The 20,261-nt window shown below is 63.2% G+C and carries 17 protein-coding genes; 5 read left to right on the forward strand and 12 right to left on the reverse strand.

The genetic code is table 11. The features are described from left to right. Positions 1 to 2: 2 nt before the first annotated feature. The gene (gene recO, locus ABD742_RS09790) at positions 3 to 758 is read right to left on the reverse strand and encodes a DNA repair protein RecO (RefSeq protein ID WP_234749236.1); all 756 of its coding nucleotides are present in this window, start codon (positions 756 to 758) and stop codon (positions 3 to 5) included. Positions 759 to 841: 83 nt separating this feature from the next. Next, entirely contained in the window at positions 842 to 2,581 is a 1,740-nt protein-coding gene (leuA, locus tag ABD742_RS09795) for a 2-isopropylmalate synthase (RefSeq protein ID WP_234749235.1), read from the reverse strand. A 253-nt stretch (positions 2,582 to 2,834) separates the two neighbouring features. Here leuA and ABD742_RS09800 point away from each other — a divergent pair, with 253 nt between their 5' ends. Further along, positions 2,835 to 4,787: a M13 family metallopeptidase gene (locus ABD742_RS09800; protein WP_234749234.1), complete on the forward strand. Its 1,953-nt coding sequence runs from the start codon at positions 2,835 to 2,837 to the stop codon at positions 4,785 to 4,787. Positions 4,788 to 4,809: 22 nt separating this feature from the next. On the opposite strand, the gene ABD742_RS09805 is transcribed toward ABD742_RS09800, so the two are convergent. From ABD742_RS09805 to ABD742_RS09825, 5 genes are all read right to left on the reverse strand, one after another. Beyond that, positions 4,810 to 6,387, reverse strand: a complete 1,578-nt coding sequence (locus ABD742_RS09805; protein WP_234749233.1) for an LCP family protein — start codon at positions 6,385 to 6,387, stop codon at positions 4,810 to 4,812. 74 nt (positions 6,388 to 6,461) lie between these two features. Next, on the reverse strand, positions 6,462 to 7,424 hold the full coding sequence (era, locus tag ABD742_RS09810; RefSeq protein WP_234749232.1) for a GTPase Era: 963 nt from the start codon (positions 7,422 to 7,424) through the stop codon (positions 6,462 to 6,464). Then, a complete protein-coding gene (locus ABD742_RS09815; protein WP_234749231.1) occupies positions 7,408 to 8,739 on the reverse strand; it encodes a hemolysin family protein in 1,332 nt (443 codons plus the stop codon). The genes era and ABD742_RS09815 overlap by 17 nt, the downstream gene beginning before the upstream one ends. Beyond that, positions 8,736 to 9,209, reverse strand: coding sequence for an rRNA maturation RNase YbeY (ybeY, locus tag ABD742_RS09820; RefSeq protein WP_059390010.1), 474 nt, complete (start codon positions 9,207 to 9,209; stop codon positions 8,736 to 8,738). Before ybeY ends, ABD742_RS09815 begins: the two co-directional genes overlap by 4 nt. Continuing rightward, positions 9,206 to 10,294 (reverse strand): PhoH family protein, encoded by a 1,089-nt coding sequence (locus ABD742_RS09825; protein WP_234749230.1) that lies wholly within the window; start codon positions 10,292 to 10,294, stop codon positions 9,206 to 9,208. Before ABD742_RS09825 ends, ybeY begins: the two co-directional genes overlap by 4 nt. A gap of 422 nt (positions 10,295 to 10,716) precedes the next feature. On the opposite strand from ABD742_RS09825, the gene ABD742_RS09830 reads away from it, so the two are divergent. After that, on the forward strand, positions 10,717 to 11,604 hold the full coding sequence (locus ABD742_RS09830) for a GerMN domain-containing protein (RefSeq protein WP_234749229.1): 888 nt from the start codon (positions 10,717 to 10,719) through the stop codon (positions 11,602 to 11,604). Positions 11,605 to 11,641: 37 nt separating this feature from the next. On the opposite strand, the gene ABD742_RS09835 is transcribed toward ABD742_RS09830, so the two are convergent. The 3 genes from ABD742_RS09835 to hrcA form a co-directional block, all read right to left on the reverse strand. Next, positions 11,642 to 12,418 carry a 16S rRNA (uracil(1498)-N(3))-methyltransferase gene (locus ABD742_RS09835; RefSeq protein ID WP_234749228.1) on the reverse strand — a complete coding sequence of 259 codons (777 nt, stop codon included), beginning with the start codon at positions 12,416 to 12,418 and terminating at the stop codon, positions 11,642 to 11,644. A gap of 2 nt (positions 12,419 to 12,420) precedes the next feature. Next, entirely contained in the window at positions 12,421 to 13,551 is a 1,131-nt protein-coding gene (dnaJ, locus tag ABD742_RS09840) for a molecular chaperone DnaJ (protein WP_059390014.1), read from the reverse strand. A gap of 67 nt (positions 13,552 to 13,618) precedes the next feature. Then, positions 13,619 to 14,632: a heat-inducible transcriptional repressor HrcA gene (hrcA, locus tag ABD742_RS09845; protein ID WP_234749227.1), complete on the reverse strand. Its 1,014-nt coding sequence runs from the start codon at positions 14,630 to 14,632 to the stop codon at positions 13,619 to 13,621. A gap of 217 nt (positions 14,633 to 14,849) precedes the next feature. Between hrcA and ABD742_RS09850 the strand changes: the two genes are divergently transcribed. Together ABD742_RS09850 and ABD742_RS09855 are read left to right on the forward strand one after the other, a co-directional pair. Further along, on the forward strand, positions 14,850 to 15,707 hold the full coding sequence (locus ABD742_RS09850; RefSeq protein WP_234749959.1) for a DUF3097 domain-containing protein: 858 nt from the start codon (positions 14,850 to 14,852) through the stop codon (positions 15,705 to 15,707). 92 nt (positions 15,708 to 15,799) lie between these two features. After that, positions 15,800 to 16,213 carry a DUF4870 domain-containing protein gene (locus ABD742_RS09855; RefSeq protein WP_234749226.1) on the forward strand — a complete coding sequence of 138 codons (414 nt, stop codon included), beginning with the start codon at positions 15,800 to 15,802 and terminating at the stop codon, positions 16,211 to 16,213. Between the two features lie 55 nt (positions 16,214 to 16,268). On the opposite strand, the gene hemW is transcribed toward ABD742_RS09855, so the two are convergent. Both hemW and lepA read right to left on the reverse strand, forming a co-directional pair. Then, entirely contained in the window at positions 16,269 to 17,498 is a 1,230-nt protein-coding gene (gene hemW, locus ABD742_RS09860) for a radical SAM family heme chaperone HemW (RefSeq protein ID WP_234749225.1), read from the reverse strand. A gap of 78 nt (positions 17,499 to 17,576) precedes the next feature. Then, on the reverse strand, positions 17,577 to 19,430 hold the full coding sequence (gene lepA / locus ABD742_RS09865) for a translation elongation factor 4 (RefSeq protein WP_234749224.1): 1,854 nt from the start codon (positions 19,428 to 19,430) through the stop codon (positions 17,577 to 17,579). A 179-nt stretch (positions 19,431 to 19,609) separates the two neighbouring features. Between lepA and ABD742_RS09870 the strand changes: the two genes are divergently transcribed. Further along, positions 19,610 to 20,179: a type II toxin-antitoxin system PemK/MazF family toxin gene (locus ABD742_RS09870; protein WP_234749223.1), complete on the forward strand. Its 570-nt coding sequence runs from the start codon at positions 19,610 to 19,612 to the stop codon at positions 20,177 to 20,179. Positions 20,180 to 20,261: the final 82 nt, after the last annotated feature.

Here is a 20,261-nt window from a genome sequence, read left to right on the forward strand (position 1 = left end):
TTTCAGCTTCGCTCCACATGTTTGAGGGACTTCAATGCTCGTTCAAGATGCCATTGCAGGTAACTCGCCACCAATCCGGCGGCCTCCCGGCGATGCAAGGTTTCAGACACATCCGCAGTAGCCCAGTCCCCCGTCAGCAGCGCCCCCAGCAAAACGACGGTCTCGGGTGCCGGCGCCGGCGAACCAGGAGGGCGGCAGTCGTTGCAGATCATTCCGCCCAAGGGAGCGGAGAAAGCGGTGTGCGGACCGCGCGCCCCGCAGCGGGCGCAATCCGTGAAACTGGGCGCCCAACCGCCGGTTGCCAAAGCCCGGAGCAGGTAGGAGTCAAGAATGAGTTCCGGCGGGTGGTCGGAACGGCTCAACGCGGCAAGAGCCCCGACAAGCAGGTTGTATTGGGCGGTTCCCGAATCGGCGTCGGCGTCCGTCAGCTTTTCTGCGGTCTCCGTCATGGCAGCAGCGGCGGTGTACCGGGAGTAATCGGCAGCGATCGAGCTCCCATAAGCTCCCTTGGCGACAGCCTGGGTGACGATGTCCAGGGTGCGGCCCGAAACGAGTTGCAGGTCAGCCACCATGAACGGCTCCAGCCGGGCCCCGAACCGGCTACTGGTTCGGCGTACGCCCTTGGCAACCGCCCTTACCTGTCCGTGGTGCTTTGTCAGCAAAGTGATGATGCGGTCCGCCTCGCCCAGCTCGTGGGTGCGCAGCACTACGGCATCGTCCCGATAGGACCGCGCTGCAAACGACGAAGGATTGGCCACAGTTAATCTTCGCACCACACCGGGCCTTATCGGGTCCGGCGGAGCCGTGCGGCGCCATGTTGACGGCGCCGCACGGCAAATGGCTATGCCCGGACAGCCCTGATGGCGCGGTTGACGGCAGAGATGACTGCCTTGAGCGCCGCGGTGCTCGTGTTGGGATCGATACCGACACCCCAGAGGACCCGCTCGCCAACGGCGCATTCCACATAAGCGGCCGCGGAGGCGCTGCCACCTTCGGAAAGGGCGTGTTCCGTGTAGTCCAGGACGCGGACGTCCACGCCGTCTTGACGCAAGATGTCCAGCATGGCCGCGATCGGTCCGTTGCCCGTGCCGGTTCGCTGAACTACCGTGCCGTCAACGCGCAGGGCCGCATGCAGGGTAAGCTCGCCGGACTCATCGGTCTCGGTGCGGATGGAACCCAGCGAATAGCGTCCCCATTGGCCATCGGCTGTACTGGCCGGCAGGTACTCGTCCTGGAACATCGCCCACAACTGGGCACCGCTGACTTCGCCGCCCACGGTGTCGGTGCGGTGCTGGATGACGCCGGAGAATTCGATTTGTGCCCGGCGCGGCAGGTCCAGGCTGTGCTCGTTCTTGAGCAGGTACGCCACGCCGCCCTTGCCGGACTGCGAGTTGACGCGGATGACGGCCTCGTAGCTGCGGCCCAGGTCCTTGGGATCGATCGGCAGGTACGGAACCTGCCACGTGAAGTCGTCCACGGCCTTGCCGGCCGCGGCGGCGTCCTTCTCGAGGGCTTCGAAACCCTTCTTGATGGCGTCCTGGTGAGAACCGGAAAATGCCGTGAACACGAGGTCGCCGCCATACGGGGAACGTTCGGGGACGGGCAACTGGTTGCAGTACTCCACGGTCCGACGGACTTCGTCGATGTCCGAGAAGTCGATCATCGGATCGACGCCCTGGACGAACATGTTCAGGCCCAGGGTGACCAGGTCCACGTTGCCGGTACGCTCGCCGTTGCCGAACAAGCAGCCCTCGATACGGTCGGCGCCGGCCAGGTAGCCCAACTCTGCGGCGGCAACGCCCGTGCCGCGATCGTTGTGCGGGTGGAGGGAGATGATGATGCCGTCGCGGGGATGCAGGTTCCGGTGCATCCATTCGATGGAGTCGGCGTAGACATTGGGTGTGGCCATCTCCACGGTGGCGGGCAGGTTGATGATGACCTGCTTGTCAGCGGACGCTTCGAAAACGTCGGCGACTGCGTTGCAAACACGCGTTGCGTACTCAAGCTCGGTTCCGGTGAAGGACTCGGGCGAGTACTCGTACGTGATGTGGGTGTCCGTGAGGGTTTCCTCGTACTTCTTGCACAAACGGGCACCCTGGAGGGCGATGTCCAGGATGCCGTCCTCGTCCTGGTTGAACACGACGCGGCGCTGCAGGACCGACGTGGAGTTGTACAGGTGGACGATGGCCTGCTTGGCGCCGACGAGGGATTCGTAGGTGCGCTCGATCAGGTGTTCACGCGCCTGGGTCAAGACCTGGATGGAGACGTCATCCGGAATGTGGCCGCCTTCGATGAGCTGCCGTACGAAGTCGAAGTCGGTCTGCGATGCGGAGGGGAAGCCGACTTCGATTTCCTTGTAGCCCATCTTGACCAGCAGCTGGAACATTTTCAGCTTGCGGGCCGGGCTCATGGGGTCGATCAGGGCTTGGTTGCCGTCACGGAGGTCCACGGCGCACCAGCGCGGAGCCTTGGTGATGACCTTGTCCGGCCAGGTGCGGTCCGGCAGCTCGACACGGATCTGGTCCTGGAAAGGCAGGTACCGATGAATGGGCATTCCGGAGGGCTTTTGTGCGTTGCGCATGACTTAGGGGCCTTATCTCTTTAATCTTTGATGGAAGATTGGCCGGGCATAGCTAACTCCGCAGCGAGGGTTGGCCTAGCGAATAATCGCCTACGAGGCCCCGCCGCGGCAGCTAAGGAGAAGCATTCCTGCACGCACCATTTCACAGTAACACGGGTGCGTATGATGACAATGCAATACCAGAAGCAACGTCCACTATGCAGACGCGGGAACGGCGGTGAGCCGGTTCCGCTCGTCGTCCGAAGGAGTTCTTGTGCCACAGTCGGGGATCACACTGTCCAACATCGATGAAAGCGTCAGGCCGCAGGACGACCTTTACCAGCACGTCAACGGGGCGTGGCTGAAGTCGACGGTCATCCCCGAAGACCGCCCGCTTGAGGGAACGTTCACCGCGTTGCGGGATGGCGCTGAACTGGCAGTCAAAGCGATCATCGAGGAAGCTGCCGCAAAGGGCGAAGACGCCAGCGGCATCGAACGCAAAGTAGGCGGGCTCTACAACAGCTTCATGGACGAGGAAGCCACCGAGGCCAAAGGGATGGAGCCTATCCGTGCCCGGCTCGCGGTGGTCTTTGCCACGGCTTCGCCGTCCGAAGTGGTTGCCCTGACCGGGCGGCTGTTCCGTTCGGATGTTTCCGGCCTGTTTTCCATCTATCCCGCCCCCGACGCCGGGAACCCGGAGCGGGTCCTGTTGTACATCGGCCAGGGCGGCCTGGGCCTTCCCGACGAGTCGTACTATCGGGACGAGAAGTTCGAAGGCATTGTCAGCGCCTATGCGAAATACGTCGCCAAACTCTTCGGCCTGGCAGGCATTCCCGACGCAGAGGATGCCGCCGCGCGCGTTGTCGCCCTTGAAAAAGCCCTTGCCTCGCACCACTGGGACAACGTCACCCTTCGCGATCCGCAGAAGACCTACAACCTCAAGACCGCAGAGGAGGGCCGTGAACTGTTCCCGTACCTTGACGCGTGGTTCGATTCGGCCCGGATTGAAGGAGACAAATTCACCGAGCTGGTGGTAAGTACTCCTGATTTCTTCACCGGTGCGTCCGCCCTCGTCGAGTCCGAGTCCCTTGCCACGTGGCAGGAGTGGCTCGCCCTGCGTGTGCTCAATGCCGCCGCCCCCTATCTTTCGTCGGCGTTCGTGGACGCAAACTTCGATTTCTACGGCACCACACTGAGTGGCACACCGCAGAACAAGGACCGCTGGAAGCGCGGAGTCGCCGTCGTCGAAGCCGCCCTTGGCGAGGCGGTAGGCCAGATCTACGTGGAGCGCCACTTCCCCGAAGGTTACAAGGCCAGGATGCAGACGCTGGTCGCCAAACTGATCGAGGCTTACCGCCAGAGCATCACGGCGCTCGACTGGATGGGCGAGGACACCAAGGCTGAAGCCTTGAAAAAGCTTGAGGCCTTCCGGCCCAAGATTGGTTTCCCGGACAAGTGGATTGACTATTCCGCCGTCGACATTGATCCGAGTGATCTTCTGGGGAACGTCGAGCGGGCACACAACGCCGACGTCGACCGTCACCTCGATGAGGTCGGCAAGCCGGTCGATCTCGACAAGTGGCTCATGACCCCGCAGACCGTCAACGCGTACTACCACCCGATGCTCAACGAGATTGTCTTCCCCGCTGCGATTCTGCAACCGCCTTTCTTCACGGCGGAGGCTGACGACGCGGTCAACTACGGAGGCATCGGCGCCATCATCGGCCATGAAATCGGCCATGGCTTCGACGACCAAGGCTCCCAGTTCGACGGAAGCGGAGCGCTGCGGAATTGGTGGAGCGAGGAAGACCGCAAGGCCTTCGAAGGACTGGCGGCCAAGCTCGTGGCCCAGTTCGACGCCCTTGCCCCCTATGCCGCTCCGGAGCACAAGGTCAACGGGAAGCTCACGCTCGGCGAAAACATCGGCGATCTGGGCGGCCTGACCATCGCCTACAAGGCTTACCTCCTGAGCCTTGAGGGTGCGGAACCGCCCGTTCTCGAAGGCCTGACCGGCCAGCAGCGCTTCTTCATGTCCTGGGCTGCCGGCTGGCGCCAGGTCATCCGTCCTGAGGAAGCCATCCGGCGCGTCGCTACGGACCCGCACTCCCCCAACGAGTTCCGGACCAATGCCATCGCCAAGAACCTGGACTCGTTCCATGAGGCCTTCGCGGTGGAAGCCGGGGATGGCATGTGGCTGTCGCCTGAGGACCGCGTCAGTATCTGGTAGGCAGCGGGTGTTTCCTGTGTTGCTACCTCGCGATGAGTGCCGGGTTGACAGCCTGGCATTTCACGTCGCCTGCGGTCTGCTTGACGACGTCGGACGGAACGGAGGCAACTCCGTACTTGGTCCCGGAATTGAAGTCGCTGCCGATATAGACCTGGACTCCGACCACACCCTTGGATAGTTCGACTTGCGAGGCCGGGATCCCCAGAAGATTCGCGACATCCGGCGCGACGTCGGCATAGCCGGCCCCATAATAGACAACGGTCTTGGGCACGGCGGCAGCAAGGAAGTGTGCGGCTTTCGTGAATCCGCCGCCAACCAGGTCGGCGGCGATCTCCTGGCCGCGGGAGGCGATGCCTGTTCCGTCGGCAACGGTCACTGGCTGAAGGGCCTTGTCATAGGCGGGAACAGCTGGAGCGCTCGGCGCCGGCGCCGTGCTGCTGGACGGGGTGCCCGACGCCGCGGGCGAGGGACTGGCCGATGGAGTGGCGGTAGCCCCCGGGGTGGTCAGGTCAAGGTTCGCGCGCATGGCGGCGAACAGCTGGGAGGCCTGCGGTTGAACCAATTCGAGCCTGTTCGGATCGACGGCGGCGGGCTGGGTGGGAACCGAGACAAACGCGACCTTGGACAAGTCAACGTCCTTGAGGCGGCTCCCGATGGTCAGGAGCGACTGGACGGACGCCAGGCCTTCATCCACGGTCAGGTTCTTTGTCACGGCATCCGCGATGGACAGCAGGCTCTGCGGATTGCCCAGCGTGCCGTCGGACTTGATCTTCCGGGTCAGCGAAGAGAGGAAGCCCTGCTGCGCCTGGATGCGGCCCAGGTCACTTCCGTCGCCAAAACCGTGGCGGGTCCGGAGGAAGGCCAGGGCCTGTTCCCCCTGGACACTCGATGTTCCCTTGGGAAGCCGGAGCCCGGAATCGGGGTCGTAGACGGCGTCGCTCACGCACACGTTGACTCCGCCGACGGCGTTGGACAGCTCCTTGACGGCGTTGAAGTCGGCCATCATGAAGTGATCGATTTGCAGTCCCGTGAGCTTGTTCACTGTGTCCACGGCGCAACCGATCCCGGCTTCTGCCATGGCCGAGTTGATCATGACGTTGGAATGGGCTTCATAGACGGTATTGGTTTTGGGATCGGTGCACTTCGGAACATTCACGAGGAGGTCGCGCGGAAAGCTCGTGAGGCTCACCCTCTTGTTGTCCGCCGAAATGTCCAGCAGCATCATGACATCCGACTGGCCATAACCAGTGGAGTCCTGCGTTGAACCGTATTGCGAGTTCTTCCCGTCCCTCGTGTCGGACCCGAGGATGAGGATCTGCAAGCGGTCCGTGGCGTCGTTTGCGGCGGCCCCGGTCCTGGGAGCGCCTGCCGACAATGGTGCTTTGCTGATGTTCGACTGCAAGCGGATGACCCAGTAGGCGGCGAAAGCGATACCGGCGACCAACAGCACTGACACAGTCACGGCAGTGACCTTGAGCCAGAGCGGCAGACCCTTCGGAGCATTCATGTGGCGGGGAGTGCCGGGAGCTTCCCCGTGGCGTGCAGCGCCGGGCGCACCAACGGTGCCGGGCTCCTGAACGCGTGCAGCGCGACGTCGCACGACTCGCTCAACCTTTCCTCGGAAAATGGGATTCGGACCATTTTACGGGCCCAAACTGGGAAATTCCCCAGCGCTTAGAATCCCAGCTTCACGAGTTGCTTCGGGTCGCGCTGCCAGTCCTTGGCCACTTTCACGTGCAAGTCGAGGTAGATTTTGGTTCCCAAAAGGGCCTCGATGCCCTTGCGGGCGTTCGTTCCGACCTCGCGGAGCCGGCTTCCGGCCTTGCCTATGATGATGGCCTTCTGGGACGGGCGTTCAACGTACAAATTGACCCGCACGTCGAGGAGCGGGTTGTCTTCGGAGCGGCCTTCGCGGGGCAGGATTTCCTCCACCACCACGGCCAGGGAGTGCGGAAGCTCGTCGCGGACGCCCTCCAGGGCTGCTTCCCGGATAAGTTCGGCGACCATGATGGCCTCCGGTTCATCAGTGAGTTCACCGTCCGGGTAGAGAGGCGGAGAAGGAGGCATGTGGCCGATGAGGACGTCGGCAACCGTACTGACCTGGAAGCCGTCGGTCGCGGAAACCGGAACGATATCTGCCCAGCCCTGTTCGCCGAGGACTTCGCGGCCCAACGCGGCCACAGCCAGGAGTTGCTCGGTCAAGGCCTGGCGGTCCACCAGGTCGGTCTTGGTGACAAGTGCGATGATCGGCTTGCGTCCGACGGCGGCGAGCTGGGCAGCAATGTACTTGTCGCCCGGTCCGATTTTCTCGTTGGCGGGCAGGCAGAAACCAATGGCGTCCACTTCGGAGAGGGTGTCCGCGACGAGATCGTTGAGCCTCTTGCCAAGAAGGGTGCGCGGGCGGTGCAGGCCCGGAGTGTCCACAAGGATGAGTTGGGCGTCCTCCCGATGGACAATGCCGCGGATCGTGTGCCTCGTGGTCTGCGGTTTTGCCGAGGTGATGGCCACTTTCTGGCCAACCAAAGCGTTGGTGAGGGTGGACTTGCCGGCGTTGGGACGGCCCACAAGAACCGAGAAACCTGCGTGGAAGCCGCCGAAGTCCTGATCGGCGTCGAACTTCTTATTGTGCTTGCTCACGTGGAACTCCCTGTTGCGTTGTGTCGGCCTCGTCGAGAAGGTCTTCAAGGTCAGTGTCTTCTTTTGGAATGGCTGCCGCAATGATATGGCTGACCCGGTTTCGCCGGCCTTCCAGCCTATCGGCTTTCAAGGAGATCCCATCCACCTCCACCGCGCTGCCCACGATCGGCACCTTGCCCAGGGTCTTGGCCAGGAGGCCGCCCACCGTGTCCACTTCGTCGTCGTCGAGGTCAATGTCGAAAAGCTCGCCGAGGTCGTCGATGCTCATCCGTGAACTGACGCGGTACGTGCCATCACCCAAGTCGGTGACCTCCGCATCGTTGGAGTCGTACTCATCCACGATCTCCCCCACGATTTCCTCAATGAGGTCCTCCAGCGTCACCAGCCCGGCGGTGCCGCCGTATTCGTCAATGACTACCGCCACGTGCGTGGACTCTTGCTGTAGCTCATTCAGGAGGTCGCTGACAGGCTTTGATTCGGGAACGAAACGTGCCTCGCGGGCTATGGCATCAACGTCCTGGCGCACTGATGGTTGATCCGGGCGGTGCAATGCGGCAGCAACGTCCTTCAAATAGAGAATGCCGCGGATTTGATCCGCGTTCTCGCCGATAACGGGGATCCTTGAGTACCCGGAGCGCAGGAACAGCGCCATGGCCTGCTCCAGGCTGGATCCGGACTCGATGCTCACAATGTCCGTTCGAGGAACCATCACCGAGCGCACCAGGGTGTCGCCGAAGTCGAAGACCGACTGGATGAGTTCGGCCTCGCTGTCCTCGATCATGTCCGATTCCGTGGCCCTGTCGACGAGTTCACGGAATTCTTCCTCGCTGAAGAATGCTTCATCGCCGCTGGGCGCGCCGGGTGCCACCACGCTGCCGATCCTCACGAGCCAGCCCGGAATGGGACCCAGGATCCAGCACAGGAACCTGATGAGCGGGGCCGAGTAGAGAACCACGCCGCCTGAGTGGGCGCGTCCGAGTTGGCGGGGCGAGACGCCCACCAAAACGAAACCAATGACGGCCATGATGCCCGTCGCCGCCAAACCGGCAAGCCAGACGTTCTCGAGGAGGCTATGCATGACGACCGCGACAGCAACTGCTGCCGCCATCTCGAACCAGACCCGCCAGAATCGCAGCGCCCGAATGTGCGCAACAGGCTGGGCGAGGATGCTGCGAAGCGAATTTCCCCGGCTCCTGACGATGGCTTGCTCCGCGTCGTGCCGCGGCAGGAAGGTGAAGGCAGCCTCAGCCGCGGTCAGCAGGGCGACGAAACTGAGGAACACCAACGCCATCCCGACCAGGATGAGCGAGGTCACAGCATGGTCTCCATGGGGGCGTCCTTGCCAAGGAACGCGGACAGCAGCTCACGCTGCAGGCCGAACATTTCTTCCTTTTCCTCCGGTTCGGCGTGGTCGAAACCGAGCAGGTGGAGGATTCCGTGGGTGCAGAGCAGGAGCATTTCATCCTGCGTTGAATGACCTGCGTTGCGCGCTTGTACCTCGGCTACTTGCGGGCAGATGGCGATGTCGCCCAGCATGCCCTGCGGAGCCGGCTTACCCGGTGTCCCCGGCGTCAACTCATCCATCGGAACAGACAGGACATCGGTAGCGCCGGGTTCGTCCATGAGTTCGATGTGGAGCTTTTCCATGGCAGGTTCATCCACCAGGAGGATGGAAAGTTCGGCCTGGGGGTGAATGTAGAGGCGCTCGAAGATGAAGCGTGAAAGCGTCACCAATTGTGCCTCGTCCACCTGGACGCCGGACTCGTTGTTGACCTCTATGCTCATCGGTGTTCTCCCCGTTTGTCGTGGATCGGCGTGTGCTGGGCACGCACCCGGTGCTTTTCATCCCATTTGCTGTAGGCGGACACGATGTCGGCGACCAGCCGGTGCCTGACGACGTCGGAAGCGTCCAGCATCGTAAAGTTCACGCCGTCGATTCCGTTGAGGATTTCCTGGACGATGCGCAGACCGGACGTGGCGCCGAAGGGCAGATCCACCTGGGTAATATCACCCGTGACAACCATCTTGGAGCCGAAGCCCAGGCGGGTCAGGAACATCTTCATCTGTTCCGCGGTGGTGTTCTGGGCCTCATCGAGGATGATGAACGCGTCGTTGAGCGTGCGGCCGCGCATGTACGCAAGCGGCGCGACCTCAATGGTCCCGGCAGCCATGAGGCGCGGGATCGATTCCGGGTCCATCATGTCGTGCAAGGCGTCATACAAAGGACGCAGGTACGGGTCGATCTTGTCGCTCAACGTTCCCGGCAGGAAGCCGAGGCGCTCTCCTGCCTCGACGGCAGGCCTCGTGAGGATGATGCGGCTGACTTCCTTGAGCTGCAGTGCCTGAACGGCTTTGGCCATCGCGAGGTACGTCTTGCCGGTGCCCGCAGGACCGATCCCGAAGATGACGGTGTTGTCGTCGATGGCGTCGACATAGTTCTTCTGGTTGAGCGTTTTGGGGCGGATGGTGCGCCCGCGGCTCGAAAGGATGTTGTGGGTCAGGACTTCCACGGGGTTTTGCAGGGACTGGCTGCGCAACAGTGACACGAGTTGCTGCAGCACGTCCGGGGTGATGACCGTCCCCTTGCCGACCAGGCCGCGGACTTCTTCCAGAAGCCGCATGATCCGGGGAACATCGCTCGACGGTCCGCTGAAGGAGAGCTCGTTGCCGCGCACATGAAAGTCGACGCCGGGGAACTGGGCTTCGATGTAGCGCAACGCCTCGTCATGGCTGCCAAGGGTCTGAACCATCTGATCCGAGTTGTCGAAGATGACAACTTCCGTCCGGGCGCCCGGGACAGAGTGTGGGAACTCGGCCGGACCTGTGTCAACGCTGCCGGCCTTGGGCCGCCCGTTCAATGATTCTGTCATAGTGCTGGCCTTGCGGCCTGTGCTCCTCCGGCTTGGTGATGTCCATCGATTTTCTCCGATGTCCGCTTGCTGGATGGGCGCAGGATCGCGGGCCTCGGATTGCTTTCAATCCTACGCCAGCCAGTCTCCGGGGTGGTTCCAGACCGTGCCCGGAGGGGCTGCGGACGGCCCATCCGTGCCGCTTTGGTATCAACTCGGCATCGACCTCGTATCAATCGCATTGCAGTTGTTCGCCGGAGTATCGAAACGCCAGCCGCGGCCCTTGGGACTATGACAAGCTGATTCATGGGCAAAAATGCCCCTGTGCCCGGTCACCGGGCACATGACTCCCCCGCCTCACAGCGGCCGAACACGAGCAGGAATCCACCATCACCAGGCCAGCCGGGATTTCACACGGCACACGCATCCGGAAACGTTCCGCCATGCTTGTGACCGCCCTGACGGCTGCCTTGGTCCTGTCGGGTTGCATTGCCGACCGCACCGGACAGGGATCCACGACGCCGGTCCCCATCCCCACAGCTGCCCTGCAGACGGCTCCCGAGAGCAATGCTCCGCTCGAAACAACCCAGGCCTCAAACAAGATCCCCGTGTATTGGATCGGGCGCAGCGACACGGACACCTTCCTGTACCGCGAATTCCGTGACAACCCAGGCAATGAAAACCCCATCACCACGGCCCTGCGGATCATGATGTCCCAGAAGCCGTTGGATCACGATTTCTTCACTCCGTGGCAGAACCCGGGCAGCCTGGCAACCTCGATTTCCGGTAAGAACGTGGTCACGGTCGATGTTTCCCGCGACGCGTTCAATTCCAATCTCGATGCCGGGATGGCACAGCGGGCGGTCCAGGAACTCGTCTACACCGCTACCGCTGCGGCCGCGAGTTCAGGCCTGATCGATTCCGGACAGCAGATCAAAGTGACCATCCTGGTGGACGGGCACACGGACTACATGGCATTCGGACAGGTCAAACTAGGCGATCCGATGGTCCGCGACGCATCCATGGTGGCACCGGTGTGGATCATTGACCCGCAGGAGGATCTGACCTTGCCTGCCGGTCCGGTCAAGTTCAACGGCCGGAGCACGGACCCCTCGAAGAAACTGCATTGGCAAATCCTTCGCGAGAACTCAAATGGCGATAAGTCGTCCTACCTCGCCGGGCAGACCACCGCTTCGACGGTTCCCGGACAAGGCGGGGTCTTCAGCCTCACAGTGGGGCTCGGAGCAGGCCGCTATGAATTGCGGGTCTCCCTGGTGGGACCCAACGACGCCGACGTCGCAACGGATACCCGGAGTTTCAACGTTCGCTGATCCAGGACGTGCGCTGATCCAGGACGTGCGCTGCGAGCTACCAGCGCCCCAGGATGTCGCTGGCCAGCACGACGGCGGCAGGACCCGCCGTCGACGAGCGAAGCACGTGGTGGCCCAGAAGCGCGGTGACGGCGCCGACGTCGCTGAGCTTCGTCACTTCGCGCGGTGAAATACCACCCTCCGGGCCGACGATGAGCAGGACTTCCCGTCCCGCTCCGGTATCCGCGCCGGAAAACTCGCCCTGCCACTTCTCCAGAACATCCCGCAGGGGACGTTTCGCGTCCTCGTGCAGGATGATCGCCAGGTCGGCCGCGGCAACCGCCGCAGCCAGGCCGGAGCCGTCGACGGCGGCACGCACCTCGGGGATCCACGCGCGCCGCGCTTGCTTGGCGGCTGCGGTGGCCACGGATTGCCACTTCGCGTGGGCTTTTGCAGCCCGGTCACCCTTCCAACGGACAATGGAACGTTCCGCCTGCCAGGGCACGACGGCATCGATCCCGAGTTCCGTGGCCGTCTCAACGGCAAGCTCGTCACGGTCGCCCTTCGCGAGGGCCTGGACCAACACGAGCCGCACGGTTGGCTGGTGCTCCTCCTCGACAGCGGAGGCAAGGACCGTCAAGGTTCCCTGCCCGGATTCCGTCACGCTGCCCGTGAGCCGTTTTCCGGCACCGTCGGCGATATCGACGGCTTCGCCGATTTCCAAGCGCTTGACGGTGACAGCATGCCTGGCTTCGGCGCCGTCGAGCACGAAAGAGTCACCAGGGCCGAGCCCGTCAAGCGTTCCGGCTGCTGTGAAGAATACGGGGTTGCTCACCGCTACAGGTTACCGAGCTTGTCCCGCAGCTTCGCGAACATACCGCCACTGGCCACAAGCTTGCCTTCGGTGAATTGCTCTCCGCGCAATTTGGCCAGTTGGCGAAGCAGGTCTTCCTGTGCGGCATCGAGCTTGCCGGGCGTCTCAACGTGCAGGTGCACCTTGAGGTCTCCCCTGCCGTAGCCGCGGAGATGGGTGACGCCCAGTCCACGCAGGGTGATGACTTCGCCGGACTGCGTGCCTGACTTGACGTCGATCTCCTGGGGACCGTCGAAAGTCTCTAGCTGCAGCTCGGTACCCAGTGCCGCGGCAGTCATGGGAACGCTCAGCGTCGCGTGAAGGTCGTCGCCTTCCCGGATGTAGGTGGAATCGCTGTTGACCCGGATCTCCACGTAGAGGTCACCTGGAGGACCACCCGCGGGACCTGCTTCGCCTTGCGACGACAGCTGGATGCGAGTCCCGGTAGCGACGCCGCCCGGCACCTTGACCGTCAGCGAACGGCGGCTGCGGATGCGGCCCTGGCCGTTGCACTCATTACAAGGATCCTTGATGATCGAGCCGAATCCTTCGCACGATCCACACGGTGCGGCGGTCATGACCTGGCCGAGGATCGAGCGGACAGCCCGCTGGACCTGGCCCGAGCCGCCACAGATGTCGCAGCGCTCCGGGTGGGTGCCCGGACGGCAGCATGAGCCTTCGCACGTGGGACAGATGACAGCGGTGTCCACCTCAAGCTTTTTGTTGACACCGAACACCGCCTCGCGCAAGTCGATGCGCACACTGATCAGGGCGTCCTGCCCCCGGCGCATGCGTGATGCGGGGCCCTGCATGCCGCCGCCTCCTCCGCCAAAGAAGGTGTCGAAGATGTCCTGGAAGGCGAATCCCTGGCCCGCGTAGCCTCCGCCGAAACCGTTGTCGGTCCCGTTCTCGTTGCCGGTGGCGTCGTAGACGCGGCGCTTCTGGGGGTCGGAGAGGACCTCGTAAGCGTGGGTCACCGCCTTAAATTCCTCGGCAGCGCCAGCCCCGGGGTTCACATCGGGGTGCAGCTTGCGTGCGAGCTTGCGGTAGGCCTTCTTGATCTCCTCGCCGGTTGCTTCCGGCGAGACGCCCAGAACGTCATAGTGACTGCTCAAAGTCGGTATCTCTTCCTTGTTTACGGTTCCACTGCTTTTCTTGCGAGGCGGTTTCCAGCCGAGGCCGTCAGCCGCCCAGAATGCGGGAAAGGTAGCGTGCGACGGCACGTACGGCCGCCATGGTGTTGGGGTAGTCCATGCGGGTGGGTCCAAGAATGCCGATCTTGGCACTGCTGCCCGGACCGTAGCCCGTGGCAACCACCGAAGCCTCGGAGAGGCCGTCATAGGGGTTTTCGCTGCCGATGCTCACCGTGACGCCCCGGGGGTCCTCCGCCATGTCCGACAACAGCCGCAACATGACCACCTGCTCCTCGAGCGCTTCGAGGACCGGGCCGATGCTCAGGGGGAAGTCCACGTTGGAGCGGGCCAGGTTTGCCGTGCCTGCCATGACCATGCGTTCGTCGCGGCTCCGCTCGGCAAGCCTGTCCAGACCATGGGCAAGGGCGCCCGCAAGGTTCCGAAGCGCCGGAGGGCACAAGGCAACCACCGAGGGCAGGACTTGCGGCATGAGGTCGAGCTGGGAGCCGGCAATGCTTCCAAGGAATCGCGCGCGCAAGGCCATGAGCTCTTCGTCAGTGGCGTCTGTTGCTGCGTGCACAACGCCCTGTTCCACTTTGCCCGAATCGGCGATCAATACCACCAAGACCTGGCGCGGTGCCAAAAGGACAAACTCAATGTGCCGGACGCGCGCCCGGCTCAGGTGCGGATACTGGACGACGGCGACCTGGTTGGTCAGTTGGGAGAGGAGCCGGACGGTGCGCTCAAGGATGTCCTCGACGTCGTCGGGTCCCTCAAGCAACGAGTGGATGGCACGGCGCTCGGCGGCCGAAAGCGGCTTGACCTCGGAAATACGGTCGACGAACAGGCGGTAGCCCTTGTCCGTAGGAATGCGGCCCGCACTCGTGTGTGGTGCCGCAATGAGGCCTTCTTCTTCCAAGAGGGCCATGTCATTGCGGATGGTTGCGCTCGACACTCCCAAATGGTGCCGTTCGACCAAGGCTTTGGAGCCGACTGGCTCGCGGGAGTGAACGTAGTCCTCCACGATGGCGCGTAACACTTCAAGCTTGCGTGGTTCGCTCACTGCCCACCTCCATTCAACAGCCGGTACTGATCGGTCAAGTACTCAACAATCCGGTATTTCAACAATTAGCACTCAACATGCCCAAGTGCTAACAAGTCTAGTATGAGCCACCTCGTTGTTAGCATTGGTACCGCTCGCGGCGAACATGGTTCCCGCGCGGTCCTGGGAAATGCCACGGACCGTGACCGATCCCCTAGCGCAAAGTGGTGTGAAGACCGTGTCCTATGACAATTGGGGCCCGCAAGACCTCTCCTCGCCTGCCAAACGGCAACTGCCTGAGGTGCCGGTTGAACGCGGGATGGTTCTCGAGGACGTGCAGTCCGGTTGGGTCGGGGCCGTGACCAGGGTGGAGAAGTCCGGAGGCATGCACATTGTGGTGCTTGAGGATCGGCGGGGAAAGACCAAGTCGTTCCGGCTCGGCTTCGGATTCCTGCTGGAGGGACAGGCAGTGAAGCTCCTGCCGCCGGCGCCACGCGCAGCGGCCGCAAAGGGCGCGGCGCAAGCAGGCAGGACGGCATCGGGATCCGTCCGCGTGGCCGGCCAGCGCGCCCAAGTCGCGAAGGCGAGCCGGATCTGGGTGGAAGGCAAGCACGACGCAGAACTTGTGGAAAAGGTCTGGGGAGATGATCTCCGGGTGGAGGGCATCGTCGTCGAGCCCTTGCACGGCGTGGACGATCTCAAGGCTGCCATTGCCGCGTTCTCCCCCGGCCCGGGCCGCCGGCTCGGAATCCTCGTGGACCACTTGGTACCGGATTCGAAGGAGTCGCGGATTGCTGCCGACGCCATGACGCTGCAGGGTGCCGCGGGAAACGTCCTGATCGTAGGACATCCCTATGTGGACGTCTGGCAGGCAATCCGGCCCAAGGTGTTGGGGATCGAGCAATGGCCGACCATCGCGCGTGGCACGGATTGGAAGACCGGCATCCTGAGGTCGTTCGGCTGGCCGCATGAGACGGCCGAAGACGTCGGACTGGGTTGGCAAAAGCTTCTGGGCGCCGTCCACAGCTACGCCGATCTGGAGCCCTCGTTGCTGGGTCGCGTGGAAGAAGTGATCGATTTCCTGACCGTGCCCTGACTTGCGATCAAGGAGTTGGTCGGCTGATCGCGTGCCGAGCAAGTATTCTGGGACAGCAACACTGCACCGATAGACACTCGAAGGAAGAAACTGTGGCAGACAACGCTCCTGACGATCGGGACGGCACTTCGGGCCAGTCCCAGTACCACGGCGTTCCTGCCAACGCGCTGCCTTTGACCGCCTCGGAAGACCGGCAGTGGGCAACACTGGCGCACTTCGGCGGGATCCTTGGCTGCGTTCCTTCGCTCTTGATCTACCTGATCTTCCGCGAACGTGGCCCCTTCACGGCACAGGAATCCAAGGAAGCGCTCAACTTCACCTTGCCTCCGACGATTGCCGCAGTGCTCGCCAACGTCCTTGTCTTGCTCCCGGTGGTGGGAAACCTGTTCGCGGTCCTTGCCACGGCAATCTGGGTCGCAGTGACCTGCTTCTCGGTGTCAGCCGGAATCCGCGTCAACCACGGACAGCCGCACCGCTACCGCCTCAACCTGCGCTGGATCAAGTAGCCGGTCTTCGCGGGTGCCGATGCCGTTAGCGCGCCGCCGGTTCCCGCGCCGGGCGCTAGTCCGGAAGGATCCGGCGGACCACGGCATCCGCGAGTAGCCGGCCTTTGAGTGTCAGGATCAACTGTCCTTGGAAGGCCGCTCCTGGCTCAACCAGGCCGTCGGCAATGAGGCCTGCGACGGCGTGGCGGCCCACCTTGTCGAGCGCGTCGACCTGAAGCCCGGTGCCGAGGCGCGCCTCCAGCATGATGCGTTCCACTTCCCGGGTTCCGGCGTCGAGCGTTTCACGTCCAGCGGCCGGCGACACCCCGCCACCGAGCCTGTTGGCATAGGCGGTGGGGTGTTTGACGTTCCACCAGCGGACGCCGCCCATGTGGGAATGCGCACCGGGTCCGATGCCCCACCAATCGTCCCCCCGCCAGTAGGCAAGGTTGTGTTTGCACGCCTGTTCGGGTGTGCGGGACCAATTGCTGACCTCGTACCAGTCCAGCCCGGCGGCGCTGATCAGCTGATCGGCGAGTTCGTATTTGGCGGCGTGGTCGTCGTCGTCGATTCCGGGAACTTCTCCGCGCCGGATCTGTGCCGCCAGCTTGGTGCCTTCTTCCACGATCAGCGCATAGGCGCTGATGTGGTCCGGACTATAGGACAAAGCAGTCTCCAGGGAGGTCTGCCAATCAGCCATGGACTCGCCGGGAGTGCCGTAGATGAGGTCGAGGCTCACGGCAAGTCCGGCGTCGCGCGCCCACTGGACCACCAAGGGGACCCGGCTGGGAGTGTGCGTACGGTCCAGGACCTTGAGCACGTGAGGGACCGCCGACTGCATGCCAAAGGAAATCCGCGTAAAGCCGGCGTCTGCGAGCAGCTGGAGGGACTCCGGCGTCACAGAGTCCGGGTTCGCTTCAGTGGTGACTTCGGCTCCCGCTTCCAGGCCCCAGTGCCCGACGGCGGCCGTCAGGATGCGTGCGAGATCTTCAGCAGGCAGCAGGGTCGGCGTCCCGCCGCCGAAGAACACCGTGCTCAGGGGCCGCTGCGGCAGCCCGGAGGCTTCCATGGCCCGGACGGCGAACTCCACTTCCGAAATGGCAGTAGACGCGTAGGCGTCCTGGGAGGCGCCGCCGCCAAGCTCGGTGGCGGTGTAGGTGTTGAAATCGCAGTATCCGCAACGCACGGCACAGAAAGGTATGTGGACGTACAGTCCAAACTTGCGCGAATCGACGCCGTCGAGCACCTGCGGCGGCAAGAGGCCGTCCGCAGGTGCCGGATCCCCGAGGGGAAGAACGCTAGGCACGGATTTCCCCTCGTGCCTGTCCTGTGCGCGCCGCTACGGCGCGCGCCTGTCCCGCAGTGTTCCGGGCGAACAGCGCCATTACTTCTTGGCCTTGTCCTTGGATTCGTCGGTGGTCAGGGCTGCGATGAACGCTTCCTGTGGAACTTCCACGCGGCCCACCATCTTCATGCGCTTCTTGCCTTCCTTCTGCTTCTCCAGAAGTTTGCGCTTACGGGTGATGTCACCGCCGTAGCACTTGGCAAGGACGTCCTTGCGGATGGCGCGGATGCTCTCGCGGGCAATGATCCGCGAGCCGATGGCGGCCTGGATAGGCACCTCGAACTGCTGGCGGGGAATGAGTTCGCGCAGCTTGCCTGTCATCATGACGCCGTAGGCGTAGGCCTTGTCGCGGTGGGTGATGGCGCTGAAAGCGTCAACCTGCTCACCCTGGAGCATGATGTCCACCTTGACCAGGTCGGCAACCTGCTCGCCGTCGGCTTTCCAGTCCAGCGAACCGTAGCCGCGGGTCTTGGACTTGAGGATGTCGAAGAAGTCGAAGACGATCTCCGCCAGCGGCAGTCGATACCGGATTTCCACCCGGTCTTCGGAGAGGTAGTCCATGCCACCCATGACGCCGCGGCGGCTCTGGCACAGCTCCATGATGGCGCCCACGAACTCATTCGGCGCCAGGATGGTGGCGGACACCATCGGTTCGCGGACCTCAGCGATCTTGCCGGTGGGGTATTCGCTCGGGTTGGTGACGTGCAGGACCCGCTTGTCCTCCAGCGTGACCTCGTACTCAACGTTGGGGGCGGTGGAGATGAGGTCGAGGTTGTACTCGCGCTCAAGGCGCTCACGGGTGATTTCCAGGTGCAGCAGGCCAAGGAAGCCCACGCGGAAACCGAAGCCCAGGGCGGCAGACGTCTCAGGTTCGTAGACGAGCGCTGCGTCGTTGAGCATCAGCTTCTCGAGGGCATCCCGGAGCACGGGGTAGTCCGTGCCGTCCAAGGGATACAAGCCGGAGAAGACCATGGGCTTGGCATCTGCGTAACCGGCGAGGGATTGCGAAGCGGGCTTGGCCAGGTTGGTCACGGTGTCGCCGACCTTTGACTGGCGGACATCCTTCACGCCGGTGATCAAGTAGCCTACTTCGCCGACGCCCAGCCCCTTTGAGGGAGTAGGTTCCGGAGAGCTGACACCGATTTCCAGGAGCTCGTGGGTGGCGCGGGTGGACATCATCTGGATCCGCTCGCGCGGGTGCAGCATGCCGTCCACGACGCGCACGTAGGTGACCACGCCGCGATATGTGTCATACACAGAGTCGAAGATCATGGCGCGGGCCGGCGCGTCGGGGTCGCCGACAGGGGCTGGAAGATCGCGGACGATCTTGTCCAGGAGGGCCTCCACGCCAACACCGGTCTTGCCGGAGACCCGCAGCACGTCCTCGGGGTCGCCGCCGATCAGGTTGGCGAGCTCGGCCGCGTACTTTTCGGGCTGGGCGGCCGGGAGGTCGATCTTGTTGAGCACCGGAATGATGGTCAAGTTGTTTTCCATCGCCAGGTAGAGGTTGGCCAGGGTCTGGGCCTCGATGCCTTGCGCGGCGTCCACCAAAAGGACTGCACCTTCGCAGGCCGCGAGGGAACGGGAAACCTCATAGGTGAAGTCAACGTGGCCAGGGGTATCGATCATGTTCAGGGCGTAGCTGGTGCCGTCAAGTTCCCAGGGCATGCGGACGGCCTGGGACTTGATGGTGATGCCACGTTCGCGCTCGATATCCATGCGGTCCAGATACTGGGCCTTCATGTCGCGGGACTTAACGACGCCGGTGTACTGCAACATGCGGTCGGCCAGGGTGGATTTACCGTGGTCGATGTGGGCGATGATGCAGAAGTTCCGGATGATGGCCGGATCTGTCGCGGCGGGCACCGGTGCGGTGCGGGCCATGGGAGACACGCAGGGTCCTTACTGTCGATACTCACACGGCCGGACTCCGGACTGGTCTGGACCATTCCGGCCGATGCCGCATATCTGAACTAATAGTCTCCCATGAACATGACGCCGGTTGTGCACCGTGATCGGGCGCCGTTGCAATGTGAGCGACGCGGCATGGCAAGGGAAAGTACGGTGGTTCCATGGCATCGGACACACATTTGCTTGGCAGACTCCTCAAAGGCTCCCTGGGCTACCTTCGACGGATCATCGGAGCCGCGGCCGGCACGCGCCCTAGCCAGCCCCGGAAAGGCGGGGCAGCGGCGAAGGCGAGCCGGACCCGGAACGCAAGCACCGGCGTCGGGCAGCTTTCCCGCCCGTATCCGGGCGACTTCCGGGGCGCGGTGTCTCCGCGGTACTCCCCCAATCCCGACGGCAAACCGGACCCCGGAGAGATCGTGTGGTCCTGGGTCCCCTACGAAGAGGACTATTCCCAGGGCAAGGATCGGCCGGTGCTTTTGATAGGGCACGACGGCGGGTGGCTGCTGGGGCTGATGCTCACCAGCAAAGACCACGACAACGGCCACCGTGCAGACGACTACCTCGACATCGGCACCGGCGCCTGGGACCCCCAAGGCCGGCCCAGTGAGGTCAGGGTAGACCGGGTGGTTCGCGTCCATCCGGCGGACGTCCGGCGCGAGGGTGCCGTCCTCGACAAGCGCACTTTCCAACTGGTGGCACGTCGGCTCAGCGGACAACACGACTCGGCGTAGACGCGAAATCCCCGGAAAAGCGCCGAGTCTGATAATATTTATGGCTGTGTGTCCGTGCAGGTCGACGGCCACTCATGGTTGG

Origin of the sequence: Arthrobacter ramosus (assembly GCF_039535095.1) — a bacterium.
GTDB lineage: Bacteria > Actinomycetota > Actinomycetes > Actinomycetales > Micrococcaceae > Arthrobacter > Arthrobacter ramosus.

Excerpts from the sequence above, each read along its gene's own strand:
- leuA (WP_234749235.1), bottom strand. The coding sequence starts at position 2,581 with ATGCGCAACGCACAAAAGCCCTCCGGAATGCCCATTCATCGGTACCTG.
- ybeY (WP_059390010.1), bottom strand. The coding sequence starts at position 9,209 with ATGAGCATAGAGGTCAACAACGAGTCCGGCGTCCAGGTGGACGAGGCA.
- ABD742_RS09830 (WP_234749229.1), top strand. The coding sequence starts at position 10,717 with ATGCTTGTGACCGCCCTGACGGCTGCCTTGGTCCTGTCGGGTTGCATT.
- ABD742_RS09825 (WP_234749230.1), bottom strand. The coding sequence starts at position 10,294 with ATGACAGAATCATTGAACGGGCGGCCCAAGGCCGGCAGCGTTGACACA.
- ABD742_RS09870 (WP_234749223.1), top strand. The coding sequence starts at position 19,610 with ATGGCATCGGACACACATTTGCTTGGCAGACTCCTCAAAGGCTCCCTG.